Below are 25,781 nucleotides of genomic sequence, written 5' to 3' on the forward strand. Positions count from 1 at the left end.
CTTCGCCGTGGGCGATCCCGGATATGGGCTCCGGGGCCTTCCTTGGGCTTGCCCAGACCTCAAGATAAATTGAGCATCGGGGATGCGCTTCCTAAATATCTACAATAACTACCTTATACCGTTCTGTCCATTTTTGAAATTTCGTGGCTCTTGTTGAAAATGATTGCCTTTTTTTAAGTATCGTTCAATAATGTGGAAATATCATTTGCACCATTGTCAAGTTGGTGCTGCCAATTAGCGAGGGATGTGCACTGAAATATTTCCTTCTCTACGCGCTGACGTGCACGTTGGTCGGGATAGTTCTTCTCTTCATTATCCGTGAAGTTGTGCCATTCGCGATCGACAAGCCAACCGAGCAATCAGCGGCCGGACCAACCGGTGAGCCGTTGAACGCGGCAACCGGCGAGCCGGCGCCCGCGGCAACCGGAGAGTCGGTGCCCGGGCCAACAACCGATCAATCCGCCGTCCAGCCAGCCGATCCCTTGGTCGTCCGGTCTACCGGCCAGCCGGTCGACGGGCCAGCCCGTGAACCGGTGGTCGGGCCAACCGGTGAACCGGCTACGGGGCCGACCGATCAATTGAGGGGCGGTCCGAGCGGTGAACCGGCCGTCCGGAAGGGCGGTCGGCTGGGGAGCCCGGCGCAGTGATCGGCGCTTGAGATGATTGATTTCCGTTCGATCTCGTAACTCCGAGCCTAGGCTGAAGTACGAAGCTTGCTGACACCGGTTGACGGCTGGAGCCATCTGTATTGAGAGTAGCTCTCATCTTGCAGGAGGTCCCGATGGATGGAAGCGGCACGACGATCAGGCATATCCAGGCAGACGAAGTGGAGGCTTTCCGGCGCATCCGTCTGGAAGCGCTTCGCACCGAACCGTCTCTCTTTGCAAGCCGCTACGAAGACTGGGCGGCTCTTTCTCTCGAGGAGTGGCGCAATCGCTTGAACGAGCCGGTTTTCATCGCCTTTCAGGATGGTGAACCCGTCGGCATAACAGGCCTGCTCCGGCAGCGGTCGAGCAAGATGGCTCATCGCGCGACGATCATCATGGTCTACGTCAGACGGAGCCTGCGTGGAACGGGCCTTGCCGCGAAGCTGCTCAGCGCGGTGGCCGATCACGCGCGTGATATCGGTATCCTGCAGCTGGAACTCTTCGTCAGTGCGGAGAACCCGGCGGCAATACGGTTCTATCAGCGGGAAGGCTTTTCCGAGATCGGCAGAATTCCCGGCGGGGTTCTGGAGGAGGGCAGGGAGATCGACGACGTCATGATGGCTCTCCGTCTGGTCGGTTAGCTCTCACGCGATGTTTCGGCGCATATCGGTTTGCCTGAGCTATTGACCTCAAGCGGGGTTGGGGTTGCAGGATGCCGGTATGGGCTGGAGGGTTGGCTGTGACGAAAATCCTGAAAGACGAGGATCTTGTCGGTAGCGGGTTGATGGCGGTCGCGATCGATGCGCTCGAGACCGCTTTTCTCGCCAGAGCCGGCAATCGGCTGATCTCTCCGCCCCGGCATCATATCTCGTTTCCCGATCGGGGCGATCTCGTCTTCACCGTCGGTGGCATCCTTGGCGAGAAACCGCTCGCGGGCTTTCGGGTCTATGAAACATTCGACGGGGTGGAGCATTCGCAGATCGTCGCTGTGTGGTCGGCCGACGACGCCAGGCTCAAAGGCATCGTTCTCGGAGAGCGCCTCGGTAGCCTCAGAACCGGTGCGATCGGAGGTCTCGCCATCCGCCACCTCAGCGCGCCGGATGCCAAGACCGTCGGGATCCTCGGCAGCGGAGCCCAAGCGCAAACCCAGCTTGCCGCGGCTGCCACCGTTCGGAAACTGGACCGCGCACGCGTCTATAGCCGCGACGAGAAAAATCGCACCGCCTTCGCAGCTGAGATGCAGCACGCCTTGGGCATTGAGGTGGAGCCTGCCGGCAGCGCCTCTGAAGCCGTTGATGACGCCGACATCGTCATCTGCGCGACGACGAGCCAAACACCGGTCATCCATGCGCGGGATTTGAAGCCCGGGATGCACGTCAACACCGTTGGCCCGAAAACACATCAGGGATACGAACTGGGCCTGGATATCGCCGATGTCGCAGCCGTGATCGCGACGGACTCTCCCGAACAGACGCGCGCCTATGCTTCGCCCTTTTTCCTCGTCGGCTCCGGGAATGAGCATCGCATGGCCGATCTTGCCGATATCATTGCCGGGAAAGCGGCCGGTCGGGGATCGCCTGGCGATACGACCCTGTTTTGCTCCGTCGGGCTGGCCGGAACCGAAGTCGTCGTCGCCTCGGCAATCCTTGATAGCTTATAGGCCAGTTTCTCAGGCCAGCTCGAGAACATCTCCCATTGTGTATTCGCCGGGTGCGCGCCCTGCGACCCAGCGGGCGGCGGCAAGTGCGCCGCGGGCGAACATGCCGCGATCGAGAGCCGAATGGGAGAGCGTCACGACTTCCTCGGCGGCGGCAAACAGGACGCTGTGTTCTCCGACGATCCCGCCGGCGCGCAAGACGGCGAAGCCGATTTCGCCGGTCGGGCGCTCACCGGTGATGCCGTCACGCCCGCGCCGCTCGACGGATGCGAGGGAAACCCCGCGGCCCTCGGCGGCGGCTTCGCCGAGCATCAGCGCCGTACCGGACGGCGCGTCGATCTTCCTGTTGTGATGGGCTTCGAGGATTTCGATATCCCAGGCATGCGCGGGAAGGGCGCGGGCCGCCTGGGCGACGAGGCCGACCAGCATGTTGACGCCGATGGAGAAATTGCCGGAGCGCAGGATCGGAATCGTGCGAGCAGCCTCTGCGATCCGTTCGAGTTCATCCGGCTCGAAACCCGTCGCCCCGATCACCAGGGCCGGTCCACCGGCCAAAGCGCACAAGCCGGCAAGTTCGGCGGCAGCGTTTCCCGTCGTGAAATCCAGGATCACGTCGGCCGCTCCGATCGCGGCCGACCGGTCGATCAGCCCGGCGCCGATGGCGCCCTCACGGCCGATGCCGCCGACGAACGCAAAATCCGGATCGGCCGCCAGCAGCGGCAGGATGGCGCGCCCCATGCGGCCGTTCGCGCCGGAGACGGCTATTTTGATTGGTGAGGTCACGGTCTTTCCTTGGCTCGCGATGTTTTCGGCTGAGCGGCTATTTACATCCAGCATTCGTGCCGGAGAAGGCGACCTGCAACTATTGCATTCCGCTCCCGGCGCAAAACCGTATCTCCTGTGGTCCGTTTGGTCGTCCGGCGCTTACCAGTTGCCGGGATCGGCTGTGTGATCGATGCTGGCGAATTCGTCGGCCTTGTGCCGGTCCAGCTTCACCTCCGTTATCGCCTTCGTCTCGTCGGTGACAGAGTAGCGGTCAGGGATCGGTCCCGTTGATAGTTCCTGATACATGAGCAAGGCGGCTTCCTCGGCGGTATCGGCCTCGATCTCTCGGGTGATTGATACGGTGAACTTGTGCATGGCTTCGGCCCTCTCGATCGATGCGGCGGCGTGCGCAGTTTGCACAGTCTGACACGAGTTTTGTGTCGATGACACTAAAACTGCTCGCTTAGAATTTGATTCATGCGATGGCTTCAGGTCTTTGTTTTTATGGATGTCGTGGTGCCCGGCCGCCAGACAGTTTCGGGCGAACTCAGCTGAGGGGGGATAGGTCATGCGCCTGAACCAGGTAACCGTTACGATGCCTGACCTTGATGCGGGCTGGAACTTCTACTGCATTCTCGGTCTCAGGCCCGTCGTCGACGCCCGTCCCCGATATGCGCGCTTTGTCTGCCCGGACGGAGACAGCACCTTGTCTTTGCATCAGGGCGTAAGTGGTGGTGGTGGTGGTGGTGGTGGAACCATGGTGTATTTCGAGTGCGAGAACCTGGACGAGACGGTCGGCAGTCTCAGCGAAGCCGGTCTTCGTTTCGTGAGCGGGCCGGAGGACAAGAGTTGGCTCTGGCGTGAAGCGGAGTTGTTCGACCCCGGCGGCAACCGCATTATTCTCTATTCCGCCGGTTCGAACCGCCTCGATCCGCCGTGGCGGGTGGATCGAGGTCGGCCCGCTTGAGGTAGGTGCTCGGCCGTCCCCGAATTGACGAATCGCGGCCGCCTCGGCATCTTTGGCTCGGCGTGGCCTAACGCCGAACCTCTCCAGACCTTCCCCAGCAGGGTCTTCAACCGGAGGCAAAGGGACTTTCGTCTCGGGTCGTGATCTTGGTCCTGATGTTTTGGGCTGTTGCTGGGGAACGATGTCCGGAACGTGAGAGGCCCTGATATGACTGAGAATGGAAATTTCAAACGGCGGGTGCGTGCGCGCGCCGCCAAGACGGGTGAATCCTACACCACCGCCCGCATGCATGTTTTCCCCAAGTCGGCGAACGACGCAGCGCCCGAGGCAAGACGCCTGCGTCTCGCCGTGGCGCAGACCACCTATGCGGACGATCCCCGCGATATCGACAAGCTTCGCTGGAGCGGCCAGGAGATGCGCCTGCTGATGCGGCAGGCGCGGGAGGCGGGCGCGCGGCTCATCCATTTTCCCGAAGGAGCGACATCATCGCCCAACAAGCGCATCATGTCGGAAATCGGGCCGCGAGAGATCGGGCCCTCCGATTGGCGGCGGTTCGAATGGGCCGTGCTTCGCGAGGAGTTGGATTCAACGCGCAGGCTGGCGCACGAGTTGGGGCTCTGGGCGGTCATCGGCTCGGTGCATCCGCTGACGGCGCCGCACCGGCCGCACAACAGCCTCTATGTCATCTCCGACCGCGGCGAACTGGTGACGCGCTACGACGAGCGCCTACTGTCGAACACCAAGATCTCCTTCATGTACACGCCGGGTTCGATCCCCGTGACCTTCGAGGTCGACGGCATCCGCTTTGGCTGCGCTCTCGGCATGGAATGCCACTATCCGGAGATTTTTAGCGAATATGAGCGGCTCGACGTCCATTGCGTGCTGTTCTCGACAACAGGCGGTTCGCCGGCCAACGAGCCGTCCTTCGCCGCCGAGGCACAAGGGCATGCGGCGAGCAACAGCTACTGGGTCAGTTTCTCGATCCTTGCTCATCCCGGTCAGGCTGATCCGGCCTCTTCCGGGATCGTCGCGCCCGGCGGCCGATGGGCGGCGCAATGCCCTGCGGAAGGAACGGCCGCGATATCGCTCGCCGATATCGACGACAATCCCGGCGATCTTTCCCGGCCGTGGCGGCGCAAGGCGCGGAGCGGCCTCTACGAGCCGCACCGCGTGGCCGGCGATCCGCGCAGCGACGCGCGGAATATGTTTTAGATCGCGTCGCGTCCACGGCATGGGCGCCAAGTGAATGCAGATGACGCTGAATGCACTTGCGGAACTGTAATCCACAGTTCCGCAATCTCCCATTTGCAAAAGTATCTCCCGCGCCCAAGGACTTGGGCGCACTGGATCCCTCTGACGAGCACGGGGATGAAGAAAGGGGAGGTATGGCGGCGCCTCCACCAATTTAAGCGCTCGGCAATCGTCCGCGTGAAATCGCGCGGACTGGGCTGGAGAAAGACGGTTTGCCTCTTATTTCACTGAAAATTGCGAAACGAAGAGCGAGAGGACCGCGCAATGGCAAAGAACACGATCTGCGTATGGTACGACAAGGATGCCGAGGCCGCTGCCCGCTTCTATGCCGCGACTTTTCCCGACAGTACCGTGGACGCCGTTATCCGTGCACCGGGAGATTATCCCGAGGGTAAGCAGGGAGATGTGCTGGTTGTCGAATTCACCGTTGCGGGGATTCCCTGCATCGGCCTGAACGGCGGTCCCGCGATCAAACACAACGAGGCCTTCTCCTTTCAGATCGCGACCGACGATCAGGAGGAAACCGATCGCTATTGGAACGCCATCGTCGGCAATGGCGGCCAGGAAAGTGCATGCGGCTGGTGCAAAGACAAATGGGGCGTGTCCTGGCAGATCACGCCGCGCGTCCTCTCCGAAGCGCTCTCGGCAGGCGGTGGCCAGGCAAAGCGTGCTTTTGACGCGATGATGACCATGAGGAAGATCGACATCGCAGCGATCGAGGCTGCCCGGCGCGGCTGAGACAGCTCTCGCGGACCGATCTTTTGTCTTCGCAATCGGCCGGAGTTCGATAAGGGACAGGCTGTCAGAACCAGAGGTCGCGCACGCAGCGCCCTTTGGACGGAAGGTCTTCAAACGTGTCCAGGCCGTCGAAATGATCGATCGGCAGGTCCTGAACGAGATCGGCCGGCGCAAGCCGCATGTTGACGGCCATGCGCCGGCGGCCATCCTTTCGAGGCCGCAGGCCGCGCCAACTCAAGACACAGGCGCAGGATGGGCAGAATAATATTTCGAGAGACGGCGCGTCCCTGTCGGCGCGGGTGTAGGATGCGGTCTCACCGGTGAGAGCGATGCGCTCTCCCTCGTAGTCATAAGCCCACAGTGTGCCGTAGCGTCTGCAGAGCGTGCAGTTGCAGGCGGTGATCGAGCCGGGATCACCCTCAAGTGCCCAGCCGGCCTTGCCGCAATGACATGAGCCCGTCAGCATGAGCGTAGGTTCCGTCCTGTACCATACAACGATCGCAATCTGCCCCAATCCCGTGACGACCGCAATTGGCGCTTTTCGCCGCCGCCTGCTTCCTGCGCTTGCGAACCGCTACCTCCTGTTGGCAGATTTTCTGAAATTTCTAATTGAGATTGCAGCTGGAAGGTGATTTTCTGCGACCCAGCGTAGCTGAGTCCACGCCTCCTCCCGATTTTTGATCCGAGCGGCCCATGTCGATTTCAGATGCGATCTATCGTCCCTTCGAAACCTTGATCCGGCCGCTCGACATCCCCTACCGGCCGATGCCCACCAAGGGGCCCGTGGCAGTCCTCATACACTTCATCGCGATGTTTCGGGGCGTCATCATCACCATGGCGCTGACCTCGATGGCCATCGAAGCCATCAACCTTACGATCATCTGGGGTCTTTCGGTCATTGTCGACGGCGTGACGACACAAGGCGTAGAACTCTTCGTCGACAGTAATTTCCGGCTGCTGGCAGTCCTTGCCTTTCTGCTTTTTCCGGTGATGCCCATTCTCTTCTACATCACCAATATTCTCAATTCGCACACGATCGGCATCAGCCTGCCCGTTGCGATTCAATGGCAGGGGCACAAGGCCGTCGAGCGGCAGGACCTCGCCTTCTTCCATGATCTTTTCGCCGGCCAGGTCGCATCCCGGCTCGGTCAGGTCGCCAATGCCGTTCAGCAACAGATCCTAATCGCATTCCAGACGGCACCGCGCTTTCTGCTTCAGATCATCGGCTCCGTTGTTCTTCTGCTCGCGCTCTCCTGGCAGCTTGCGCTGCCAGTCATCGTCTGGGTTGCCTTCAACGTGCTCTTTGCGATCAAGGTCGTTCCGGATTTTACGGAGCGCGCCCGCCGCTCGGCAAAGCAGAACAGCCTCATCTCCGGTGCCCTGACGGACATCTACGGCAACATCCAGATGGTCAAGCAGTTTGCAGCTGAAGACAGCGAGGCAGGTGCGCTAAGAAAGATCATGTCCAAGGGGGTCGATACGCTTCACCACGAACAGCGCATCTACCGGACAACCGAACTCGTCGTCATCAGCCTCAACATGGTGCTCTGGCTTGTCATGCTCGGCATTGGTTTCTGGGGGCTGTTTGACCGATTCCTGACCGTGGGCGATTTCGCCGCAACGGTTTACATCCTCCAACGCCTCTCGGCAGGGTCCTTCACCTTCCTGCAAATGGGGCAGCAGATCTTCCGCGCGCTCGGCACGATCAAGGATGCCATGCCGGTCATGACAACACCGCCCACCATCACCGATCGGCCGGATGCGGCCGAACTGACGGTCAGCCGTGGGGAAATCTGTTTCGAGAACGTCCGCTTCGCCTACAAGTCCGGCAAGCCTGTCATCGATGACCTGTCGCTGACGGTTCGGCCCGGCGAAAAGGTTGGGCTCGTCGGCCTCTCAGGTGCTGGCAAGACGACGCTGGTCAGCTTGCTGCTGCGTTTTTACGACATAGAGGACGGCGCTATCCTGATCGGCGGGCAGGACATTCGCGCGGTCACGCAGGCAAGCCTTCGCCGCGCCATCGGTGTCGTCGCGCAGGACGTCGCGCTGCTGCACCGTTCGGTCGGCGACAATATCCGCTACGGCCGGCCGGAGGCGACGACGAACGAGATCGAAGCGGTGGCGAAGATGGCCAGCGCCGATGTCTTCATCGCCGATCTTTCCGACGGCGAAGGCCGCAGCGGCTATGATGCCTTCGTCGGCGACCGCGGGATCAAACTCTCGGGCGGCCAGCGCCAGCGTGTGGCGATCGCCCGCGTTCTCCTGAAGGACGCGCCGATCCTCGTGCTCGACGAGGCGACCTCCGCCCTTGACAGCGAATCCGAAGCCGCCATCCAGGAAAGGCTGAACCTCGTCATGGAGGGAAAGACGGTGATCGCCATCGCCCACCGCCTGTCGACCATTGCCAGGATGGACCGGATCGTCGTGCTCGATCACGGGCGCATCGTGGAGGAGGGCAGCCCGGACGAACTGGTCGAACGCGACGGCTTGTTTGCCCGCCTGTGGAAACGCCAGACCGGCGGCTTCATTCCAGAAGATATCGACGAACCCTTGCCGGTCTCGCCTGCGACCTGACCGAGTGGCTGGCCCTCCCGTAAGCTGGGGTGACGTCAGCGAACTAAGAGCAGGCGGTCGCCGATCAAGATGAGGCCGGCGCCCATCACGCATTTGATGTTAGCCTTGAACCGCAGGAAGCTGGCGGATACGCGCCGCCCCTCCTTAGCGAAGGCGCATGCCGACGAGATCGCCCATTTTGCGCGGCCGACCGAACAGGCCGGCGCCGAAAGCGTACGGGATCGTCACTTTATCGGTCGCCGCACCCTTGACGACCGCGGCGAGCGTCCTGCCTATTGCCGGCAAGGGAACCGAGGGGCAGGGTGGTCGTGAGCAATCAGTCGAGCAGGTCGGGCAGACGCGACCCCGATGTCACCATCCGTCGCATTCTCAAGGTCAACCATGCGGGCGAGTTCGGCGCTATCAGGATCTATGGTGCCCAGATCCTGGTGGCCCGGCGGCTGTTCCCCGACATCGTGCCGACGCTTGAAGAGATGCGTAAGGACGAGATCGACCATTGCCGCCTGTTTCGCGAGGCCATGCCTGCAAGGGGTGCCAAGCCTTGTCGCGTCATGTCATTCTGGAGCCTCGGCGGTTCTGTGCTCGGCCTCCTGACGGCGCTTAGTGGGCGCAACATGATCTGGATCTGTACCGAGGCGGTCGAAAGCACGGTCCACCGCCATCTCGAAGACCAATTGGCTTTCCTTCAAAAGCGCGATCCCGAGCTTCATGGCCTCATCGGGTCAATTCAGGAACAGGAACTGGCGCACCTCACGAAGGCCGAAAACAGCCAGACAAGGCGGGGCTTGAGCCACGCGCTGTTCCTGCCCGTCGTTGGTGCCCTTACCGACGTGATGATCTGGCTCTCGACTTGGGGAGACTCGAGCTGGATGCGCGCCGAAATGGCGCGTGTGAGGAGAGGCTAGTCTCGCCGTGCAAACGATGATTGCTGCTGTCGGGCCTTTGGCCAAATGCGAGTGCGCTACTCGATAAGCCCGAAGATAGGGCCGTAGCCGCCGTGCCAGGACCAGTCGTTGCGGCCCATTGCCGGATTGTAAAGTCCCACGCCTCGTCCGCCATCGAGAAACAAGGCGTCTGCGCATTTCAAATGATCGCGGAAGAGGCGTGCAAAATCATGGAAATTCACTCCGTCTTCGCTGATCGCGAAACGAACCGCGCCGCGCTCGCAGGTTCCGACACCGCTGCGGCGGGTCCGGTCTGTCGAGCCGACGATGAAGATCGGGTTCAGCTTGTTGGCGATGACAAGCATTGGGCCGGATTGGGTGGCGAACCGCGCCTTGGGCCGGCGTTTCAGAAATTCATCGGTCGGGAGTATTCCAGCACCTGCTTGACCCAGAAAGAACACGCCGTTCGGCTTCTTATAAAAATTCGGCACCTGACCCGAGGAGCTTTCGGCCTCTGTCATATTGGCGGGCTGCAATTCCCTGCCGTTCTCGACATAAAGTCCCATCGGCGAAAAATCGGCCCGATACATCCCGGCGTTGACGGCGAAAGTCAGCGTTCGCCCTTCGGCGCGAACGGCTTCGGCTAGGCTTGAAAAAGCGCGGTATGGCGCGCCATCGACGTTCTTCCAGAACAATTGCAGGTCGGCGTTGCCCGGTTCCAGAGTGCAAATGACGTATTTCGCCTCTTCGAAGCTTTCCTGCTCGCATGGTTGCGCATGCGCCTGATGCAGGGATGTCATCGTTGCTGCCAGCATGATGGCGGCGGCGAGCACGCTGTGTTTGAGACAGGTCATTGGTGCTACGTCCTCGAGCTGCTCACCATGTGCCTGACAAAGCCGTGCAGGCGAGCAGCACCCCGGTCAGGATGTTCGCCAGGAACAGGCGATAATTCATGTCCGGGCGGGCAAGATCGATCCGCCGGGTCTGCCAGGCAAGATGGACGGCGATCACCAGCATTCCGACAGCATAAGGCGGCGACATTTCCAACAGCCAGCCCCCGAGCGACCACGCGCCGACCGCCAGAGCATAGAACAGGCCGATAAAGGTCTTGCCGTGCCGGCCGAACAGAATTGCCGTCGATTTCAGGCCAAGACGGGTGTCATCCTTTAGATCGACATAGGCATAGATCGTATCATAGCCGATCTGCCAGGCGATGGCCCCGGCCCACATCAGCACGGCGCCGACCGGGATATGTCCGGCAGCCTCGGCCCATGCCATCAGCATCCCCCAATTGAACGCCGCCCCCAGGACGGCCTGCGGCCAGTAGGTGAAGCGCTTGCAGAGCGGATAGACAAAGACGAGCGGCAGCACATATATCGCGATGAGGCGGGTGTAAGGCGTCAGGAAAAACAGAAGCGAAGCCGCCAGTGCGAGTTCAACGGTCAGGAAGATAAAGGCCGGCAGCGTGGCGATCTCTCCGCTTGCCAAGGGCCGAAAGCGGGTCCGCTCGACATGGCCGTCAAACTTCCGATCAGCGATGTCGTTGACCGTGGAACCGGCGCTTCTCATCAGAAGAGCGCCGAGAGAGAAGATCGCCAATTGCCTGAGGTCCGGGAGACTGTGGGATGCCTGGATAAGGGCGGCCCAGCACGGGAAGAGCGTCAGCCATATTCCGACCGGGCGATCCAGCCGCGCCAACCGCGTATATGGCCGCCATGCGGCCGGCAGCCGGCGATCCACCCAGTCGCCACGGTGGATATCGCTGAGATCGGGGCGGCTCAGAGTCGTCATGATGTGATCCAAATTTCCTGTCGCAAATAGCCGTGAAGCCTCAGGTTTTAGTCGCCATCGGCGTTGCCCAGAATAGAAATTTTTGCAGCCACGGCAATAACCGCCCGTTTGCGATTGGTCGCTGACCTTCTGCGGAAAACGCGGCTATATGTTCTTGTTGTGTTCACATGCTTGCGATATGAATTCTCCCGATCTTGGAGCAGCGAAAGGGAAGATCATGAGTGTCTACGCAACCGTCGGCGCAATCGATTCCGTCAAATCGAATGGCTTCTATGATGCGAGCTTGGCAACGATCGGATGGAGCAAACATCGAGAGTTTCCCGGATGGAGCGCCTATTCCGAAGGCGGGAAGGGTGAAGGTTTCGTTCTATGGGTTTGCAAGCCGTTCAACGGTGAGCCGGCGAGCGCCGGAAATGGCTCGATGGTTGCTTTCATCGCCAAGTCCCGCGCCCAGGTGGACGCTTTTTACGACGCCGCCATGACCAACGGCGGAACGGACGAGGGCGCGCCTGGTCTACGTCCGCACTATGGACCGAACTGGTATTCCGCTTACGTGCGTGACCCCGCCGGAAACAAGATTGCTGTCGTCTACGACGGCTGAGGCCAGCTCGATTGCCGTAACTCGACATCTCGGGGATTTCCCTATTTCCCGGCGAATATGACGTGGGGACCGGCGCCGCGATCCGGCGCATCCCTGGGGAGGCCGAAGAAGCGTTTTGCCATTTCGGTCGGACCGATATCCTCCAGGGATGTGAAGCCCAAGCTCAGCAATCGGTTCGCAAGGTCCTCGGGATCGAAGTGCGTCAGCCATGGCTCGCCGGCCGCGGCTGTGCGCGCTCCCGTTTCCGCGGCGCGGGCACGGCGTTCGGGCGAATAGTTTTCGAGGGGTTCGCTATAGTCGAAGACGATGGATGCGCTCGGCAGGCCGACGACGAAGCGTAGCACGGCAAAGACCGACGCCTCCCTGAGATAGGGCACGACGCCAAGCCAGATGAAGAAGGACGGCGTCTTGGGCTCGAGGCCGGAATCGATGAGACGCGCTTTCAAATCCTCATGTTCGAAATCGACAGGAACGAATGTTGGTAGGCTCTGGGTCAGTCCGGTCTCGTCAAGCCGCATCTGCTTCCAGCTTTGCGTGGCGGGATGATCGACTTCGAAGACCTTCAGGCCGGCATGGGGATTGCGCAGCGCAAAGGTGTCGAGCCCGGCGCCGAGGATGACGGCTTGCCTGACGCCCTTTGCAAAGGAGAGGGCAAGGCAATCTTCGGCATATCGGCTTCGCGCCGCCATGAACAGGCGAAAGGATCGTGTGGAGGGGTCCTGGGCTTTCAGGTCTGCTTCTGCGCAGGCAACCTCGCCGAGGATGCGGCGGGCATAGGGGTCTAAGAAGATGGCGCCGCCATCCACGCTCTGGTGCGCTGCTCGATATGCGGCCGCGCCGATCGCGGTGCGGCTTGATTCCGATGCTCGCATGAAAGCCTCTTTCTCTGTAAATCTGCTGCTGGCGCGGGCAGGAAGCTTGCCGGAACCCGAACCGCGGCGGATACCTTGTCATCGCGGGAAGGCTAGGGCATGATTTTAACGATGTAAAGATTAGATCGAGACATGGCCACGCACGACGGATCGACCCGCTACCATCATGGCAACCTACGCCCCACGCTGCTGTCCGTGGCGAGGGCGCTGCTGGAGGAGGGAGGCCCGGCTGCGCTGAGCATACGGGAGATCGGTCGCCGCTCCGGTGTCTCGGCTCCGGCGGCGTATCACTATTTCAACAGCCTGGATGCCATCGCGGCAGCACTCGCCGAACAAGGGTTTGTCGAACTCAGCGAAAGCATCGATGCCGCCCTAGCCGGTCCTCGGCGCAATCTGCTTGCCGGCGGCATCGCCTATGTCGCCTTTGCCCGCGCGAATCCCGGTCTCTACCGGCTGATGTTCGGGGAGGGTTTTCAGGCCTATTCCAAGGGAAACGAGGCAATACGCGCCCTGCGAATGCAGGTCTACGGGCAGATGAAGGACGACCTGGAAAAGCGCCTGACGCCCGAGGACGTGCCGAACGCCGCGCTCTTTCTCTGGTCTCTGACGCATGGCCTTGCCTTGCTGATGATAGACGGCCAGGTCGAACCCGGCGCCGATCCCGACGCAAAGGTCGAGGATATCCTGAAGCTCGCCGGCATGGGGCTGCCTGCCGCGAGATAAGCTGTCGACGCGCTCGGCTTCATCCATCTCCGCGTGGGCGATCCAGCCAGGATTGCTTCGATCCTATTGTCGACGGCGATGCGGCGACATTAATCCCTACCAGGCGGTACGGGCGGTGCCGAGCGCTGTTGTATGAGAGGATGAGACCTGGGCGACGTGCGCCTTGAGCGACACGACGCAGTTTCCCGGAAAGCTGAGATTGTGCAACGTCAAGTGTTTCAGCAATGTCTCCGCATCGCGCTTTTCGGTTAGCGGAAATGTCACAGTCATGTGAGTTCTCCAACGAATAAACTGAGCATCCGAAAAAATTAATGTCTAAATTCTTGTGCGCCGCAACAAGAAAATTTTAACGATAAAATTAAAATCGATTAGCTTGCCGAGCTGCTTTTTTAAAATCGTTTGAAATTGGATTCGCACTTCTCCGTGGATGCCTTGACTGCCCGGTCAGCCACGAAAGGAAGGTGCCGTCAATGGGGGCATTAGTCGGAGCGTTAGTGCGCTGAAGATCGAGCGGTCATCTGCTGTTGCGGGCCGCCCAGCTCCTGAGCCGCAATCCGTTGAGCCTGATGAAGCCTTCGGCATCATGATGATCGTAGGCGATGGCGCTTTCCTCGAAGGTGACGAGGTCGGCGGAGTAGAGTGACAAGGGGGAGGTGCGCGAGATGACCGAAGCGCTTCCCTTGTAGAGCCTTACCATCACTTCGCCGCTGACGAAGGTTTGGCTTTGGTCGATCAAGGCTTGCAGCATTTCCCGCTCGGGCGCGAACCAGAAGCCGTTATAGATCAGCTCGGCGTAGCGGGGCATGATCTCGTCCTTCAGATGCGCTGCGGCACGATCGAGCGTGATCGATTCAATGCCGCGATGCGCAGCGAGCAGGATCGTCCCTCCCGGCGTTTCGTAAATTCCCCTCGACTTCATGCCGATGAAACGGTTTTCGACCAGATCGAGCCGCCCGATGCCATGCCGGCCGCCCAGTCCATTGAGTTCGGTCAGCAATGCGGCCGGTGTCATGGACTTGCCGTTCACCGAAACCGGATCGCCCCTCTCGAAACCGATGGTGATGATCTCGGGCGTGTCGGGAGCGTCGACGGGATCGACCGTGCGCTGATAGACATGATCGGGCACGACCTCCGCCGGATTTTCGAGAATCTTGCCCTCGGTCGAGGTATGCAGCAGGTTGGCGTCGATCGAGAACGGCGCCTCGCCGCGCTTGTCACTCGGCACCGGGATATGATGCTTCTCGGCATATTCCAGAAGCTGCATGCGGGAGCGGATGTTCCATTGGCGCCATGGAGCAATGATCTTAATCGACGGGTCGAGCGCATTGACGGCCAGCTCGAACCGGACCTGATCATTGCCCTTGCCTGTCGCACCGTGGGCAACTGCATGCGCGCCAACCTCCCGGGCTATGCCGACCAGATGCTTGGCAATTAGCGGCCGTGCGATGGAACTGCCCAGCAGATATTGCCCCTCATAGAGCGCGTTCGCCCGCAGCATTGGAAAGACGAAATCGCTGACGAACTCCTCACGCAGATCAACGATACGGATGTCCTTGACCCCTGACATCTCCGCTTTGGCGCGTGCCGGCTCGAGCTCCTCGCCCTGGCCGAGATCGGCGGTGAAAGTCACCACCTCGCATCCGTAGGTTTCCTGCAACCATTTGAGGATGATCGAGGTATCCAGCCCGCCCGAATAAGAAAGCACAATTTTTTCTATTTTCGTCATTTACCCATCTCCATCTCAATGCTGGAACGATAGGCCAAGTCCTGCGCAATGAGCTTGCGAAGCATCCGTAAAATTGCGAAAGTTTGGCATATTATGCCATTGTGGAATCAATCGGAGCTATAAAATGCCAGTCATCCTGGACCCGATCGACCGTCATATCCTGCGCGTGCTTCAGCGTGACGGACGTATTTCGAACGTCGATCTGGCGAAGGAGGTAGGCCTATCGCCTTCGCCCTGCCTGCGTCGCGTCCGGCTGCTGGAAGAGGCCGGGATCATCGATCGCTACGTCGCCGTGCTGGATCCTGCAAAGGTCGGGGCGGGGCTGACGGTTTTTGCTCGCGTGTGGTTCAAGACCCAGGACGCCGAGGTGACGCTCCGGTTCGCCGAAGCCGTCAGGCGGTTTCCCGAGGTGATGGAATGCTACCTGACGACAGGGGAATGCGATGCCGTGCTTCGGATTGTCACCGCCGACCTGCACAGCTACTGGCGTTTTCAGGCCGATCACCTGACGCGCATCCCGAGCGTCCTCAGCGTCAAGACCGACGTGCCGATGGAAACGCTGAAGCGGAGCTTCGAGCTGCCGTTGGGATAGGCGTCGTGGCTCGATCCCTATCCTAGGGGAGAGGCGTTCCGGTTCCTTGCCAGCCAGGCGAGGCCGGTGACCAGCAGCAGGATCATCACGGCATGGGTGATGTAATCGAGCGTGGTTCGCGGGCCGACGCCGACGGCGATGGTGAAGGCGCCGACGAGGGTGCCGAGGAGGGCGAAGGACTGGGCCGAGATCGCAGCCGTGCGGCTCCACGGTCGGTCAAGGCTGAGCGAGATCAGGCCGAGAAGGAGGACGGCCGATATCACCGCTTCAGCAATCATCGCCTGTCGGTGTTCGTGGCCTTCGAGGACGAACCCGGCATGGGTGAGCGAGGCAGTGGCATAAAGACAGATTTCGATCAGGAAGAGGATCGCGAGGGCTGAACGCATGGCATGGCTCCCTGAGGGATGTAGCCTGGGGCGGCTGCAGCGGCGATTGCCGGACTTCCGTTTATCATTGCATGGAGGGCAGACGGAGGACACCGCCGCCTGCGACTTTGTTTGCAATTACGCCTTCAGCGCTGCGGCATAATCTGCCGCGTAAGTCTTCAACGAACGCGGTGCCTTGCCCGTCAGCGTCTCGACATCGCCGGTCACGACGGCCGTCCAGCCTTGGCGAACCGGATAGAAGATTGAAGCGAGGAAGCTCGCATAGTCGGCCGGTACACCAGCGCCGGTGAGAATGCCGATGAAGGCGTCGTCCGTGATGGCGTTGTAAGCGATCGGCTTGCCGATGACCGCGGAAAGGATGGCGGCGGCCTCAGCATAGGACAGGGCTTCCGGCCCGGTCAGGTTGAACGCCTTGCCGTCGAAGGCCGCGGAGGTAAGGGCGGCCACGGCGCTTGCAGCGATGTCGCGGGCGTCGATGAAGCCGGACTTACCCTCGGCGGCGGGAAGCGCGATCTGGCCATGGTCGATGCCGGCCTTCCAGAAGGTGTGAAAATTGTCGGCGAACCAGTTCGGGCGCAGGATGACGTAAGGTGTACCTGACGTTTCCAGGGCGATCTCGACCTGGCGATAGGGAATGGAGTCGTCGGCGTCGACGCCGAAAACGCTCTGGAACACGACCTTTACCTTGCGGCTGGCGGCCGCTTCGATGATGGGCAGCAGCAGGCCCTTGGCATCGACATAACCGGAAGGCAGAAGCACATGGGCGCGGTCGACGCCCTCGAAGGCTGGGCCATGGGTTTCCGGCTTGCCATGGTCGAAGATGACGCCCTCGGCGCCCGCCACGGGCTTGCCCGTGCGGGAAGCGGCCTTGACGGCCTCGCCCTTTGCCAGAAGCCCATCCACCAGATGTTTGCCGACGGTGCCTGTCGCGCCGAGAACGAGAATCTTGCTGCTCATGTCACTCTCCTTGGTATCTATTGGAAACTATCTTTCAATAGGTTAGATACAGTGAAATTCGGATTAGAAAAGAGAGCACTTTTTTGTCACATGGTTTCCTCCGGGAAACCGTACCGGGAGGGAAAGAACAGATGACGGCGATGCAACAGGCCTACAATGTCTATGAGGACCGCTGCCCGACGCGGCTGGTGCTGGATCGGCTGGCGGATAAATGGGCGCTGCTTATCCTCGACCGGTTGGAAGGCGAGCCCGTGCGTTTCAATCATATCCGCCGCGACATCAAGGGCATATCGCAGAAGGTTCTTGCGCAGACGCTGCGGAAGCTGGAGCGCAACGGGCTGATCTCGCGCACGATCTTCCCGACCGTGCCGGTGACCGTAGAATATGCGCTGACGCCGCTGGGGCGCACGCTGACGGATACCGTTTCCGCCCTTGCCCACTGGGCGGAGAAGAATATGGACGCCATCTTTGCTGCACAGCGTGCCTATGACGAAACCCACCCAGTTTGACAGCTCGGGAAAGGAGCCGCGACCGCGATCGATACTGCGCGCTGCCGCTCCTGAGGGGCTGGACCAGAGGGACCGGCGAGAGAATCACTCGACCTGGATATGAATATGGTCGTCGTGGCGGGCGGCGCGGCAGCCTTGAAAGCGGATATGGCTGTCGATGATCCCAAGCGCGTTCTTCAGATGCGGCTCGATGAAGATCTTTTGCAAGCCGAAGCGCGTCACACCTTCGCTCGTCAACCAGCCGATCGCGGCCGATGTGCGCTGCTCTTCGATCCGATAGGCCGGAAACAGAGGTTGCAGCACATCGAAGTTCCAGCGGGTGGTGAGCCAGTCGTTGCGCCCTTGGCATGGCAGTTCGTCGCCGGGGGCGGGTTGCTCGAAGGCGAAATAGCCGATCGGGGAGCGGGTGGCGCCATTCAGGAAGGCACCGTCCACATCCTTGTAATAATAGGCGAAGTCGAGCTTTTTCCCGTCGGCATGCGACAGATGCGGCAGCAGCGGAAAGCCTCTCACGAAAGGGAAATTCCCATCCAGCGCGACCGTGACGGTTCCCGGAAATTCCTTATCCATGTGGGTGGCAAGCGCCTTTGCCAGATCGCGCATGTCCGGGGTGACGTAGTTGCGGTTCAGCAGGCAATAGATCGGGGAGCGGATCACGAGCCTGTCTGCGGCGCCGGCGACACAGGAGAGGGGAACCCGTCCGAAGATCGGAGCGGCGAGGCTTGCGGCAAGCGTGGCGCTGCCATAGCAAAGCAGGAAGATTGTAAGCTTTCCCGGAAATCGCCGTAGGCCGCAGGCGCGTGAGGCGGCCAGCGCCACGAGATAGGCGATGCCGCCGATCTGCGTCAGCAACGTCAGAATGAGAACGATCACGGCGTGGAAAGCAAAACGGAACACGGAAGGGGCCTTGGGAACGTTGCCATTCCCATAGGCGAGGGGATGGTAGCGCGCAAGGCGGATGGCGGGGACCGCGCGGCTCATTTGCGTGTCCCTTGGAATGCTTTGAATTGACAGGATCAATTACCTGACTAAAGTCAGATAATATGGCTTACGATCCTATCTCTCGTGTCCGTCGCTTCAACCGTGCCGTTACCTCCGAAGTCGGCGCTCTCGATACGTCTTTCCTCGGACGCGGCCGTCCGCTGGGTGCTGCCCGCGTCCTCAATTCGATCGGCCGGGGGCAATCGGATGTTGCGGTGATCCGCGATTATCTCGGTCTCGACTCCGGCTTGATGAGCCGTCTGCTGCGCAGTCTGGAAGAGGAGGGTCTCATCGAGACGGTGCCGAACCCTCAGGACGCGCGTCGCCGCGTTGCCAGGCTGACCGAAACCGGCCATTCCGAGTTTCGGGCTTATGAAGCGCTTTCCAATGCGCAGGCGAAAGCATTTCTGGCGCGCCATCGCCGCCCGGACGAATTGCTGCGCGCCATGGATATCGTCGCTTCCTCGCTGAGACGTGAGCAGATCGTGCTCGAGGAGAAAGACGCTCGGCACGAGGACGCCAGCTATTGTCTTAACGAATACTACGGCGAACTTGCACGCCGCTTCGAGAAGGGTTTTGATGTAGCGTTTTCTCGCGATCCCGACGCCAAGGATATGATCCGTCCGCACGGTGCGTTCCTGGTCGCCATCTCGGATGGCCTGCCGATCGGCTGTGTCGGGCTGAAGGGCAATGGCGGTGAAGTCGCGGAGATCAAAAGGCTCTGGGTCGCCCTATCCGCGCGTGGCCTTGGGCTCGCAACGCGCCTTATGACGGCCGCCGAGAACATCGCCCGCGAGCTGTCCATCAAGCTCCTGCGTCTGGATACGAATAGCGCTCTGCCCGAGGCAACACGGCTTTATCGCGGAACTGGCTGGAGCGAGATCGACCGTTTCAATGATGACCCATACTCGGACACGTTCTTTGAAAAACGCCTTTAAGCGAAGGTCGCTTTGTGCTGCCAAAATGTTGATCGTGCGAACGTCCGAGTTTTTGGCCCTTCGGCAATTTGAAACGGAACACCAGTCAAGGTGATAGCAGATGTTCCCCATTCTCCTCCCTCCTTCCTGTGGCGAGCACAGGAAGGAGGGAGGAAGGCGCCGCCTGGCCCTTCGCATGGCTCAGGGCGCTCGGCCCTGCAATCGATTCACTGGATCGATCGCTCCTGCTTCGCAGGACCGGGCCTCACCCCTGAGAATCAGGCAGCGAAGCGCTCGGCGGGCGGGCGGCGGCGCAGGTTCGGCTGTGTCACCGCAGGCGGGTTGTAGGCTGCCTCCAGCGGGCCGGTGTCGGTGCCGGGCGGGACGATCGCGTCGATCCGGTCGAGGATTTCGTCCGTCAGGCTCACCCCGGCGCCGGCAAGCAGATCGTCAAAGTGCTCCATCGTGCGCGGGCCGATGATTGCCGAGGTGACGGCGGGATGGGCGATAGCGAAGGCCATCGCCATGTGTGCCAGCGAAAGCCCTGCCTGCTGCGCGAGCGGGATGAGCCGTTCGACCGCGTCCAGCCGGCGCTCGTCGTTCATCTGCCTGGGGAAGCGTTTGGCGCGGGCGCTGTCGGGTTGCGGTGCACCCTTGCGATACTTGCCGGTGAGCATGCCCATCGCCAGCGGGCTCCACACCATCGCACCCATTCCGTAACGCTCGCAGGCGGGCAGAACCTCGCGTTCGATACCGCGGTTGAGGATCGAATAGGGCGGCTGCTCGACGCGGAAGCGGGCCAGCCCGCGGCGCTCGGAAACCCATTGCGCCTCGACGATTTCCGAAACGGGAAAGGTCGACGATCCCAGCGCCCGCACCTTTCCCGCCCGCATGAGGTCGGTAAGGGCGGATAGCGTCTCCTCGATGTCGGTATCGGGCGCTGGCCGGTGGATCAGGTAGAGATCGATATGGTCGGTCTGCAGGCGGCGCAGCGTCTCCTCGACCGCCCGCGTCAGCCAGCGGCGGGAGTTGCCCTGGCGGTTTGGGTCGTCGCCCATCGGCAGATGCGCCTTGGTGGCGAGCACGACGTCGTCGCGCCGGCCCTTGAGCGCCTTGCCGACGATCTCCTCGGATTCGCCGCGGCTGTAGATATCGGCGGTGTCGATGAAGTTTATGCCGGCATCGAGCGCCTTGTGGATGATCCGGATCGAATCCTCGTGGTCGGGATTGCCAGCAGCGCCGAACATCATCGCGCCGAGGCAATAGGGGCTGACCTTGATGCCGGTTCTTCCAAGCGTGCGGTATTGCATGGTCTGTTCCTTTTATTGGGGAGGCGGACTTCGTGCGCGTCGATGTGGCCAACACCGTCACGCCATGTTAGATAAGCGGAACCGCATTCCGTTTATATACGGAACAATGTTCCGTTTCGCAAGTGAGTGAATGATGAGCGACGAGAGAAAAGAGCAGGAGGACGGCCGGCGAGCTGGGGAAAGAGCGGAGAAGCCCGTGCGCGCCGACGCCAAACGCAATCTCGACGGACTGCTTCAGGCGGCAATGACGGTATTTGCGAGTTCTGGCGTCGACGCCCCAGTGCGCGAGATTGCGGAGAAGGCCGGCGTCGGCATCGGCACCGTCTACCGGCATTTTCCCGAGCGTTCCGATCTTGTCGTCGCTGTCTTCCGCCGCGAAATCGATGCCTGCGCCGACGCCGCGCCGATCCTTGCAGCCGAACATGCGCCGGGCGAGGCACTGGCCAGATGGATGCAGCGGTTCGTGGATTTCATCGCGGCCAAGCGCGGGCTTGCGGCGGCCCTGCACTCCGGCAACCCGGCCTTCGATCCCTTGCCCGCCTACTTCCAGCAGCGACTGCATCCCGCCCTTCGTTCGCTTCTCGACGCCGCCGCTGCCGCCGGCGAGGTGCGCACCGATATCGCTGCCGAGGATCTTCTGAATGCGGCTGCGAGCCTCAGCATGCACGCCTACGCCCAAGGGCCTGAACATGCCCGGCGCATGGTTTCCCTGCTGGTCGACGGGCTGCGCTACGGCGCGGTTCCGAGATGAAGATGCGCCGATGAAACGGGCTGTCGCCCGCCGCCGCTATGCGTTGGGGCGGGCGACAGCCTGGGATCATCAGGTCCGCATCGACAGCTCAATATCTTCTTCGAATGGCGTCGAGAGGTAGCCGGCTGCGGGCGAGCGTACGCGGGCGAGGTATTCCGGGCAGAGGTCGGCATTGTCGGCGACGATAAGGGCGCCTGGCCTCAGGCGGTCTTCGACCAGTTCCAGGATATCGCGATAGAGCGCCTTGGCGCCATCGAGGAAGAGCAGGTCGATCGTCTCCGGGAGATCGGTGCTCAGGGTCTTAAGGGCATCGCCTTCGCGGATCTCGACGAGGTCGATGAGGCCGCCGGCCGTCAGGTTGGCGCGGGCGCGGACCAGCTTCGACGGCTCGAACTCGCTGGTGATCAGCCGGCCGCCGCCATTGTCGCGCAGCGCGGCTGCGAGATGGAGGGTCGAGATGCCGAAGGATGTGCCGAATTCGACGATCGTACGTGCGCGGCTGCTTCGCGCCAGCATGTAGAGCAGCGCGCCGGCCTCCCTGGAGACGGGAAGCCAGAGATCCCTGAGGCGCCCGTAAAGGTCGAGATATTCGGTCTTGCTGCCGATCAGGCGCATTCGCTCATCACCTGACAGGGCCGACATTGCCGGGCTCGTCGCCGTGGCGGCCTCTTCGAATAGGCCATCGAGCAGGGGCGCCAGCGGGGCGGTGGTCAGTGTCGTCATGTCATATCTCCTTGGTGACAGGTTCTTGTGTGGAGTGAAAAATACGAGTAATTCGTCGCATCTGCTATTCGCATTGCGGAGCGCTGCCATGACCGATCGCCCAAGAGCCCGGATTTCCTCGCGAAAACAGCCCAAGCAGGCCCGCTCGGCGGAACTCGTGGCGGCGATCCTGGATGCCGCTGCTCAGGTTTTGGCGCGGGAAGGCGCGCAACGCTTCACCACGGCGCGGGTGGCCGAAAGGGCGGGCGTCAGCATCGGATCGCTCTACCAGTATTTCCCCAACAAGGCGGCGATCCTCTTCCGGCTGCAGAGCGACGAATGGCGGCAGACAACGGACATGCTCGGCGGCATCCTCGCCGATGCGCAAAGGCCGCCGCTCGAACGGCTGCGCCGCCTCGTCCATGCCTTCCTCCGCTCGGAGTGCGAGGAGGCGGCGATGCGCGTGGCGCTCCATGACGCAGCACCCCTTTATCGCGATGCGCCGGAGGCGCAGGCGGCGAGGGCATCGGGGGACCGCATCGTCGAGCTATTCATGCAGGAGGCTTTACCCTACGCGCCGGAGGCGACCCGGACCCTTGCCGGCGACCTGATCACCACGACGCTCGGCACGGTGGGCAAGCAGTTCTCGGAGGCACCCCGAAGCGCTGCCGAGATCGACGCCTATGCCGACGCCATGGCCGATATGTTCTGTGCCTACCTCGAACAGCTTGGGGCTGGCCGGGACGGGGCATGATGTTCCGGCTGCGCTCCATTGGGCCCGGTGCTCCCAACACCCTGGCACTCCGGGGCGCTGGCGCGAGGTGGCGGTGTGAGGGGATGGCAAGCGAAAGCGCTGCATTCCAGCGCCTGTCATCGCAGAATGCTATGGTGCCTCAATGGATGGAGTAGGTCCTACTGGTGGTCCAGTTGCTTCGACAGCGCGGCAAAAAGCCTGTCGCAGTCGGTGTTCATCTGGACGAGATCGACGGCGACGGTGATGGCGTGGCGTCCTTCGATGCTGTCGATGTCGAGCTTCCTCCCGCAGCACCATTGCCGAACGGCATCGGTGACGATGGTTATTTCATCATCATTGAGCGAGATGAGCGACAGGAGCATCTTCGTACCCTCCATGAAGCGGCAAGAGCACCTATGGTCTCTCAAGCGGTCGTGTCGATGTTCCGATGGCGTTTACTCTACGCTCATTCCGCGGCAATACCACGGCCATTTTGACACGGCTTGGTGACAGCCGAACGATCCCGGCAGGCGGCCGTGAGCGGGTCACCTGCCAGGATTATTTGATCTTCTGCAATGGGATTTTCGTCTTGATGTTGCGGACGCCTTCGATGCGGCCGAGGTATTCCATCTGGACGCGCCTAGGATACCGACCGGGGCGCGTTTATTTCGCGAGCACGATATGCGTGGCGTGTTCGGTTGCGACATGCTCGGCAACACGGAAGCCGAGGGCCGGTAGGTCGATGCCCGTGAACATCGCTTCGCCCTTGCCGAGGACGACCGGCGAGATGGCGAAATGCAATTCGTCGATCAGGCCAGCCTGCAGATATTGGCGGACGGTGCTGACGCCGCCACCGATTTTCACGTCCTTGTCGCCGGCCGCAGCCAGCGCCTTGTCAAGCGCTTCCTCGATGCCGCCGGTGACGAAGTGAAACGTCGTGCCGCCCTCCATGACGATCGGTTCGCGGGGATAATGCGACAGGATATAGGTCGGCGCGTGATAGGGCGGGTTCGGCCCCCACCAGCCTTTCCAGGCGTCATCCGGCCACTCGCCGCGGATGGGGCCGAACATGTTGCGCCCGAGAATGAAGGCGCCGAAATTGGCCATGCCCCGAGCCGCATAATCCTCGTCAACGCCTTCGGAACCGCCGTCCTTTCCGATCATGGCGCGAAAGGTGCGCGTGCGGAAAAACCATTCGAACATCTCCGTCCCCCGCTTGCCCAGCGGATCGCTCATGCTTTGTTCCGGCCCGGCGCCGAAACCATCTACGGAAAGGGAAAATGCTGCGACACGCACCTTGGGCATGCTCTCCTCCATATGATTGCAATTTGAAACTGGTTGCGTTGTCGCATAAGTGATCCTATATTGCAACCAGTTTTTAATAGGAGAATATCGTGGATATCGAACTGCGGTCGGGTTGCCCGATCAACCTGACGATGGAAGTGCTGGGCGACCGGTGGAGCCTCATCATCATCAGGGACATCATGTTTGGCAATCGCCGCCATTTCCGCGATCTTCTGACTCATTCGGAGGAGGGGATCGCCTCCAACATTCTCGCCGCCAGGCTGAAGCGTCTGCTTTCGCTAGGGTTCATCAGCAAGCGGGACGATCCGAGCCACAGTCAGAAAGCGATCTACAGCCTCCTGGAGCCGGCGATTCAGCTCGTTCCCGTCTTCGCCATGATCGGCGCTTGGGGGCGGCGCCATCTACCTGTGAGCGAGGAACTGAGCATCCGCGCGCAGCTTCTCGAAGAAGGCGGGCCGCCGCTCTGGGACGAGTTCATGGACGATCTCAGGCAGATCCACATCGTCGATCCGATCGGTGGCGCCAACGGAACATGCACCTCGCCCGTACTGGCGAAGCTGACGGCGGCATTCCTAGAGGTTCGCGCGAGATCGTTGTCACAGGCATTCTGAATATACAGGAAAGTAGTCAGCCCGATCAGCCTCCGGCGCCCTGGTATTTGCCGGTGGCGTAGCGCCAATGAGCGATTGCTATCAACACCCAAATTGGGCCGGCCACAAGAGATGCTGGCCCGGCCCAATTCCCGAGGATCGGGATCGGCTTGCCGAGCAGGGCGCCGACAGGGACGGAACTGGTCAGGGCGAGCGGAACCGCGGTTATGAGGATGGTTTGTATGCCGCCGGGGAAAATGTTGAGCGGGTAGCGCGTCAATTCCCAAAAGCCGAAGAAGATCGAGAACAGGTGGTTGGAGCGTACCCAGATCAGCGCCGTGGCGCCGATCATGGTAATAAGGGCAGCGGTCAGCAGCGTTGCGCTGATGAGCGCAGCAACGAGGAACGACACGGGCCAGACCGACCAGGCGAAGTCGACGGACAGGACCGCCCAGCCCATCAGCACCACCGCGAGGATGACGTGGCCGGTATAGCCGATATTGAGGCCGGAAAAGACCAGATAGGCCCAGGGGCTGAAAGGCTTGATCAACAGTGTGTCGAAAGTGCCGAGCCGCACCAGTTCTTCGAGATCGCGCAGTTGCACGAAACTCATCGCGGCGCCGAGCGAATAAGCCAGCAACTGGAAGCTGAACAGCAGCGCAAGCTCCGGCCAGGTCCAGCCGCCAAGCGTGGCGAAGCGGGCGAGCAGGATGCCGATGGTGGCGAAGACGCTGCCATAGGAAAGGATCTGCGCAAGACGGTCGAGCCAGAAGGCGCCGCGATATTCCATCTGGGAGCGGACATGCATCCGGACCAGCAGCGGAAGGACGCGCAGGTGATGTATGAGCACGA

32 protein-coding genes are annotated in these 25,781 nt (G+C 61.2%); 16 read left to right on the forward strand and 16 right to left on the reverse strand.

Annotation, left to right across the window (positions count from 1 at the left end; genetic code table 11):
* Window positions 1-221 precede the first annotated feature (221 nt).
* From BS629_RS40035 to BS629_RS27135, 3 genes are all read left to right on the forward strand, one after another.
* On the forward strand, window positions 222-647 hold the full coding sequence (locus tag BS629_RS40035; protein ID WP_018242585.1) for a hypothetical protein: 426 nt from the start codon (window positions 222-224) through the stop codon (window positions 645-647).
* Window positions 648-781: 134 nt separating this feature from the next.
* The gene (locus BS629_RS27130) at window positions 782-1,288 is read left to right on the forward strand and encodes a GNAT family N-acetyltransferase (protein WP_018242584.1); all 507 of its coding nucleotides are present in this window, start codon (window positions 782-784) and stop codon (window positions 1,286-1,288) included.
* Between the two features lie 98 nt (window positions 1,289-1,386).
* On the forward strand, window positions 1,387-2,307 hold the full coding sequence (locus BS629_RS27135; RefSeq protein ID WP_020493397.1) for an ornithine cyclodeaminase family protein: 921 nt from the start codon (window positions 1,387-1,389) through the stop codon (window positions 2,305-2,307).
* A gap of 9 nt (window positions 2,308-2,316) precedes the next feature.
* Here the strand turns inward: BS629_RS27135 and dapB are convergent, their stop codons facing one another.
* Together dapB and BS629_RS27145 are read right to left on the reverse strand one after the other, a co-directional pair.
* Complete coding sequence (dapB, locus tag BS629_RS27140) at window positions 2,317-3,141, reverse strand: 4-hydroxy-tetrahydrodipicolinate reductase (protein WP_018242582.1); 825 nt, start codon at window positions 3,139-3,141, stop codon at window positions 2,317-2,319.
* An 87-nt stretch (window positions 3,142-3,228) separates the two neighbouring features.
* Window positions 3,229-3,444, reverse strand: a complete 216-nt coding sequence (locus tag BS629_RS27145) for a hypothetical protein (protein WP_018242581.1) — start codon at window positions 3,442-3,444, stop codon at window positions 3,229-3,231.
* Between the two features lie 193 nt (window positions 3,445-3,637).
* Between BS629_RS27145 and BS629_RS27150 the strand changes: the two genes are divergently transcribed.
* The 3 genes from BS629_RS27150 (at window position 3,638) to BS629_RS27160 (ending at window position 6,025) form a co-directional block, all read left to right on the forward strand.
* Window positions 3,638-4,036 (forward strand): VOC family protein, encoded by a 399-nt coding sequence (locus BS629_RS27150; protein ID WP_018242580.1) that lies wholly within the window; start codon window positions 3,638-3,640, stop codon window positions 4,034-4,036.
* Between the two features lie 207 nt (window positions 4,037-4,243).
* Entirely contained in the window at window positions 4,244-5,248 is a 1,005-nt protein-coding gene (locus BS629_RS27155; RefSeq protein WP_018242579.1) for a carbon-nitrogen hydrolase family protein, read from the forward strand.
* Between the two features lie 303 nt (window positions 5,249-5,551).
* A complete protein-coding gene (locus BS629_RS27160) occupies window positions 5,552-6,025 on the forward strand; it encodes a VOC family protein (RefSeq protein WP_018242578.1) in 474 nt (157 codons plus the stop codon).
* Between the two features lie 64 nt (window positions 6,026-6,089).
* On the opposite strand, the gene BS629_RS27165 is transcribed toward BS629_RS27160, so the two are convergent.
* A complete protein-coding gene (locus BS629_RS27165) occupies window positions 6,090-6,491 on the reverse strand; it encodes a GFA family protein (protein ID WP_018242577.1) in 402 nt (133 codons plus the stop codon).
* Between the two features lie 227 nt (window positions 6,492-6,718).
* Between BS629_RS27165 and BS629_RS27170 the strand changes: the two genes are divergently transcribed.
* Together BS629_RS27170 and BS629_RS27180 are read left to right on the forward strand one after the other, a co-directional pair.
* On the forward strand, window positions 6,719-8,599 hold the full coding sequence (locus BS629_RS27170; protein WP_077988624.1) for an ABC transporter ATP-binding protein: 1,881 nt from the start codon (window positions 6,719-6,721) through the stop codon (window positions 8,597-8,599).
* A 308-nt stretch (window positions 8,600-8,907) separates the two neighbouring features.
* On the forward strand, window positions 8,908-9,504 hold the full coding sequence (locus BS629_RS27180) for a demethoxyubiquinone hydroxylase family protein (protein WP_026188442.1): 597 nt from the start codon (window positions 8,908-8,910) through the stop codon (window positions 9,502-9,504).
* A 56-nt stretch (window positions 9,505-9,560) separates the two neighbouring features.
* Here BS629_RS27180 and BS629_RS27185 read toward each other — a convergent pair whose 3' ends face one another.
* Window positions 9,561-10,337 carry a phosphodiester glycosidase family protein gene (locus BS629_RS27185; RefSeq protein WP_018242573.1) on the reverse strand — a complete coding sequence of 259 codons (777 nt, stop codon included), beginning with the start codon at window positions 10,335-10,337 and terminating at the stop codon, window positions 9,561-9,563.
* A 22-nt stretch (window positions 10,338-10,359) separates the two neighbouring features.
* Window positions 10,360-11,274 (reverse strand): 4-hydroxybenzoate octaprenyltransferase, encoded by a 915-nt coding sequence (gene ubiA / locus BS629_RS27190; protein ID WP_018242572.1) that lies wholly within the window; start codon window positions 11,272-11,274, stop codon window positions 10,360-10,362.
* A gap of 217 nt (window positions 11,275-11,491) precedes the next feature.
* On the opposite strand from ubiA, the gene BS629_RS27195 reads away from it, so the two are divergent.
* On the forward strand, window positions 11,492-11,875 hold the full coding sequence (locus BS629_RS27195; RefSeq protein ID WP_018242571.1) for a VOC family protein: 384 nt from the start codon (window positions 11,492-11,494) through the stop codon (window positions 11,873-11,875).
* 41 nt (window positions 11,876-11,916) lie between these two features.
* Here BS629_RS27195 and BS629_RS27200 read toward each other — a convergent pair whose 3' ends face one another.
* Complete coding sequence (locus BS629_RS27200; protein WP_018242570.1) at window positions 11,917-12,747, reverse strand: class I SAM-dependent methyltransferase; 831 nt, start codon at window positions 12,745-12,747, stop codon at window positions 11,917-11,919.
* Between the two features lie 132 nt (window positions 12,748-12,879).
* Between BS629_RS27200 and BS629_RS27205 the strand changes: the two genes are divergently transcribed.
* Window positions 12,880-13,470: a TetR/AcrR family transcriptional regulator gene (locus BS629_RS27205; RefSeq protein ID WP_018242569.1), complete on the forward strand. Its 591-nt coding sequence runs from the start codon at window positions 12,880-12,882 to the stop codon at window positions 13,468-13,470.
* A 96-nt stretch (window positions 13,471-13,566) separates the two neighbouring features.
* Here BS629_RS27205 and BS629_RS39380 read toward each other — a convergent pair whose 3' ends face one another.
* Both BS629_RS39380 and BS629_RS27210 read right to left on the reverse strand, forming a co-directional pair.
* The gene (locus tag BS629_RS39380) at window positions 13,567-13,740 is read right to left on the reverse strand and encodes a hypothetical protein (RefSeq protein ID WP_018242568.1); all 174 of its coding nucleotides are present in this window, start codon (window positions 13,738-13,740) and stop codon (window positions 13,567-13,569) included.
* A gap of 244 nt (window positions 13,741-13,984) precedes the next feature.
* On the reverse strand, window positions 13,985-15,196 hold the full coding sequence (locus tag BS629_RS27210; protein ID WP_018242567.1) for an argininosuccinate synthase: 1,212 nt from the start codon (window positions 15,194-15,196) through the stop codon (window positions 13,985-13,987).
* A 124-nt stretch (window positions 15,197-15,320) separates the two neighbouring features.
* Here BS629_RS27210 and BS629_RS27215 point away from each other — a divergent pair, with 124 nt between their 5' ends.
* On the forward strand, window positions 15,321-15,788 hold the full coding sequence (locus tag BS629_RS27215) for an Lrp/AsnC family transcriptional regulator (protein WP_018242566.1): 468 nt from the start codon (window positions 15,321-15,323) through the stop codon (window positions 15,786-15,788).
* 17 nt (window positions 15,789-15,805) lie between these two features.
* On the opposite strand, the gene BS629_RS27220 is transcribed toward BS629_RS27215, so the two are convergent.
* Window positions 15,806-16,174 (reverse strand): hypothetical protein, encoded by a 369-nt coding sequence (locus BS629_RS27220; protein ID WP_018242565.1) that lies wholly within the window; start codon window positions 16,172-16,174, stop codon window positions 15,806-15,808.
* 117 nt (window positions 16,175-16,291) lie between these two features.
* Window positions 16,292-17,131, reverse strand: coding sequence for an SDR family oxidoreductase (locus BS629_RS27225; protein WP_018242564.1), 840 nt, complete (start codon window positions 17,129-17,131; stop codon window positions 16,292-16,294).
* 131 nt (window positions 17,132-17,262) lie between these two features.
* Here BS629_RS27225 and BS629_RS27230 point away from each other — a divergent pair, with 131 nt between their 5' ends.
* Window positions 17,263-17,640 (forward strand): winged helix-turn-helix transcriptional regulator, encoded by a 378-nt coding sequence (locus tag BS629_RS27230; protein WP_018242563.1) that lies wholly within the window; start codon window positions 17,263-17,265, stop codon window positions 17,638-17,640.
* Window positions 17,641-17,724: 84 nt separating this feature from the next.
* On the opposite strand, the gene BS629_RS27235 is transcribed toward BS629_RS27230, so the two are convergent.
* Window positions 17,725-18,621 (reverse strand): hypothetical protein, encoded by an 897-nt coding sequence (locus BS629_RS27235; RefSeq protein ID WP_018242562.1) that lies wholly within the window; start codon window positions 18,619-18,621, stop codon window positions 17,725-17,727.
* A gap of 62 nt (window positions 18,622-18,683) precedes the next feature.
* On the opposite strand from BS629_RS27235, the gene BS629_RS27240 reads away from it, so the two are divergent.
* Window positions 18,684-19,559 carry a bifunctional helix-turn-helix transcriptional regulator/GNAT family N-acetyltransferase gene (locus BS629_RS27240; protein ID WP_018242561.1) on the forward strand — a complete coding sequence of 292 codons (876 nt, stop codon included), beginning with the start codon at window positions 18,684-18,686 and terminating at the stop codon, window positions 19,557-19,559.
* Window positions 19,560-19,816: 257 nt separating this feature from the next.
* Here the strand turns inward: BS629_RS27240 and BS629_RS27245 are convergent, their stop codons facing one another.
* Entirely contained in the window at window positions 19,817-20,848 is a 1,032-nt protein-coding gene (locus BS629_RS27245) for an aldo/keto reductase (protein WP_018242560.1), read from the reverse strand.
* A gap of 130 nt (window positions 20,849-20,978) precedes the next feature.
* On the opposite strand from BS629_RS27245, the gene BS629_RS27250 reads away from it, so the two are divergent.
* A complete protein-coding gene (locus BS629_RS27250; protein ID WP_018242559.1) occupies window positions 20,979-21,599 on the forward strand; it encodes a TetR/AcrR family transcriptional regulator in 621 nt (206 codons plus the stop codon).
* A 69-nt stretch (window positions 21,600-21,668) separates the two neighbouring features.
* On the opposite strand, the gene BS629_RS27255 is transcribed toward BS629_RS27250, so the two are convergent.
* A complete protein-coding gene (locus BS629_RS27255) occupies window positions 21,669-22,322 on the reverse strand; it encodes an O-methyltransferase (RefSeq protein WP_018516424.1) in 654 nt (217 codons plus the stop codon).
* Between the two features lie 88 nt (window positions 22,323-22,410).
* On the opposite strand from BS629_RS27255, the gene BS629_RS27260 reads away from it, so the two are divergent.
* Window positions 22,411-23,055, forward strand: a complete 645-nt coding sequence (locus tag BS629_RS27260) for a TetR/AcrR family transcriptional regulator (RefSeq protein ID WP_018242558.1) — start codon at window positions 22,411-22,413, stop codon at window positions 23,053-23,055.
* Between the two features lie 158 nt (window positions 23,056-23,213).
* Here BS629_RS27260 and BS629_RS27265 read toward each other — a convergent pair whose 3' ends face one another.
* Together BS629_RS27265 and BS629_RS27270 are read right to left on the reverse strand one after the other, a co-directional pair.
* A complete protein-coding gene (locus tag BS629_RS27265) occupies window positions 23,214-23,417 on the reverse strand; it encodes a hypothetical protein (protein ID WP_026188440.1) in 204 nt (67 codons plus the stop codon).
* Between the two features lie 280 nt (window positions 23,418-23,697).
* Window positions 23,698-24,339, reverse strand: coding sequence for a dihydrofolate reductase family protein (locus BS629_RS27270; RefSeq protein ID WP_018447175.1), 642 nt, complete (start codon window positions 24,337-24,339; stop codon window positions 23,698-23,700).
* An 89-nt stretch (window positions 24,340-24,428) separates the two neighbouring features.
* Between BS629_RS27270 and BS629_RS27275 the strand changes: the two genes are divergently transcribed.
* On the forward strand, window positions 24,429-24,950 hold the full coding sequence (locus BS629_RS27275) for a winged helix-turn-helix transcriptional regulator (RefSeq protein ID WP_018242555.1): 522 nt from the start codon (window positions 24,429-24,431) through the stop codon (window positions 24,948-24,950).
* Between the two features lie 25 nt (window positions 24,951-24,975).
* Here the strand turns inward: BS629_RS27275 and BS629_RS27280 are convergent, their stop codons facing one another.
* Window positions 24,976-25,779 carry an ABC transporter permease gene (locus BS629_RS27280; protein WP_026188439.1) on the reverse strand — a complete coding sequence of 268 codons (804 nt, stop codon included), beginning with the start codon at window positions 25,777-25,779 and terminating at the stop codon, window positions 24,976-24,978.
* Between the last annotated feature and the right edge of the window lie 2 nt (window positions 25,780-25,781).

The organism is Rhizobium leguminosarum bv. viciae USDA 2370, assembly GCF_002008365.1.
GTDB lineage: Bacteria > Pseudomonadota > Alphaproteobacteria > Rhizobiales > Rhizobiaceae > Rhizobium > Rhizobium leguminosarum.

Excerpts from the sequence above, each read along its gene's own strand:
- BS629_RS27195 (WP_018242571.1), top strand. The coding sequence starts at position 11,492 with ATGAGTGTCTACGCAACCGTCGGCGCAATCGATTCCGTCAAATCGAAT.
- BS629_RS27270 (WP_018447175.1), bottom strand. The coding sequence starts at position 24,339 with ATGCCCAAGGTGCGTGTCGCAGCATTTTCCCTTTCCGTAGATGGTTTC.
- BS629_RS27250 (WP_018242559.1), top strand. The coding sequence starts at position 20,979 with ATGATGAGCGACGAGAGAAAAGAGCAGGAGGACGGCCGGCGAGCTGGG.
- BS629_RS27225 (WP_018242564.1), bottom strand. The coding sequence starts at position 17,131 with ATGAGCAGCAAGATTCTCGTTCTCGGCGCGACAGGCACCGTCGGCAAA.
- BS629_RS27205 (WP_018242569.1), top strand. The coding sequence starts at position 12,880 with ATGGCCACGCACGACGGATCGACCCGCTACCATCATGGCAACCTACGC.
- ubiA (WP_018242572.1), bottom strand. The coding sequence starts at position 11,274 with ATGACGACTCTGAGCCGCCCCGATCTCAGCGATATCCACCGTGGCGAC.
- BS629_RS27230 (WP_018242563.1), top strand. The coding sequence starts at position 17,263 with ATGACGGCGATGCAACAGGCCTACAATGTCTATGAGGACCGCTGCCCG.
- BS629_RS27160 (WP_018242578.1), top strand. The coding sequence starts at position 5,552 with ATGGCAAAGAACACGATCTGCGTATGGTACGACAAGGATGCCGAGGCC.
- BS629_RS27200 (WP_018242570.1), bottom strand. The coding sequence starts at position 12,747 with ATGCGAGCATCGGAATCAAGCCGCACCGCGATCGGCGCGGCCGCATAT.
- BS629_RS27185 (WP_018242573.1), bottom strand. The coding sequence starts at position 10,337 with ATGACCTGTCTCAAACACAGCGTGCTCGCCGCCGCCATCATGCTGGCA.
- dapB (WP_018242582.1), bottom strand. The coding sequence starts at position 3,141 with ATGCTGGATGTAAATAGCCGCTCAGCCGAAAACATCGCGAGCCAAGGA.
- BS629_RS27265 (WP_026188440.1), bottom strand. The coding sequence starts at position 23,417 with ATGCTCCTGTCGCTCATCTCGCTCAATGATGATGAAATAACCATCGTC.
- BS629_RS27215 (WP_018242566.1), top strand. The coding sequence starts at position 15,321 with ATGCCAGTCATCCTGGACCCGATCGACCGTCATATCCTGCGCGTGCTT.
- BS629_RS39380 (WP_018242568.1), bottom strand. The coding sequence starts at position 13,740 with ATGACTGTGACATTTCCGCTAACCGAAAAGCGCGATGCGGAGACATTG.
- BS629_RS27220 (WP_018242565.1), bottom strand. The coding sequence starts at position 16,174 with ATGCGTTCAGCCCTCGCGATCCTCTTCCTGATCGAAATCTGTCTTTAT.
- BS629_RS27170 (WP_077988624.1), top strand. The coding sequence starts at position 6,719 with ATGTCGATTTCAGATGCGATCTATCGTCCCTTCGAAACCTTGATCCGG.
- BS629_RS27150 (WP_018242580.1), top strand. The coding sequence starts at position 3,638 with ATGCGCCTGAACCAGGTAACCGTTACGATGCCTGACCTTGATGCGGGC.
- BS629_RS27255 (WP_018516424.1), bottom strand. The coding sequence starts at position 22,322 with ATGACGACACTGACCACCGCCCCGCTGGCGCCCCTGCTCGATGGCCTA.
- BS629_RS27145 (WP_018242581.1), bottom strand. The coding sequence starts at position 3,444 with ATGCACAAGTTCACCGTATCAATCACCCGAGAGATCGAGGCCGATACC.
- BS629_RS27260 (WP_018242558.1), top strand. The coding sequence starts at position 22,411 with ATGACCGATCGCCCAAGAGCCCGGATTTCCTCGCGAAAACAGCCCAAG.
- BS629_RS27240 (WP_018242561.1), top strand. The coding sequence starts at position 18,684 with ATGGCTTACGATCCTATCTCTCGTGTCCGTCGCTTCAACCGTGCCGTT.
- BS629_RS27245 (WP_018242560.1), bottom strand. The coding sequence starts at position 20,848 with ATGCAATACCGCACGCTTGGAAGAACCGGCATCAAGGTCAGCCCCTAT.
- BS629_RS27210 (WP_018242567.1), bottom strand. The coding sequence starts at position 15,196 with ATGACGAAAATAGAAAAAATTGTGCTTTCTTATTCGGGCGGGCTGGAT.
- BS629_RS27130 (WP_018242584.1), top strand. The coding sequence starts at position 782 with ATGGATGGAAGCGGCACGACGATCAGGCATATCCAGGCAGACGAAGTG.
- BS629_RS27155 (WP_018242579.1), top strand. The coding sequence starts at position 4,244 with ATGACTGAGAATGGAAATTTCAAACGGCGGGTGCGTGCGCGCGCCGCC.
- BS629_RS27165 (WP_018242577.1), bottom strand. The coding sequence starts at position 6,491 with ATGCTGACGGGCTCATGTCATTGCGGCAAGGCCGGCTGGGCACTTGAG.
- BS629_RS27235 (WP_018242562.1), bottom strand. The coding sequence starts at position 18,621 with ATGAGCCGCGCGGTCCCCGCCATCCGCCTTGCGCGCTACCATCCCCTC.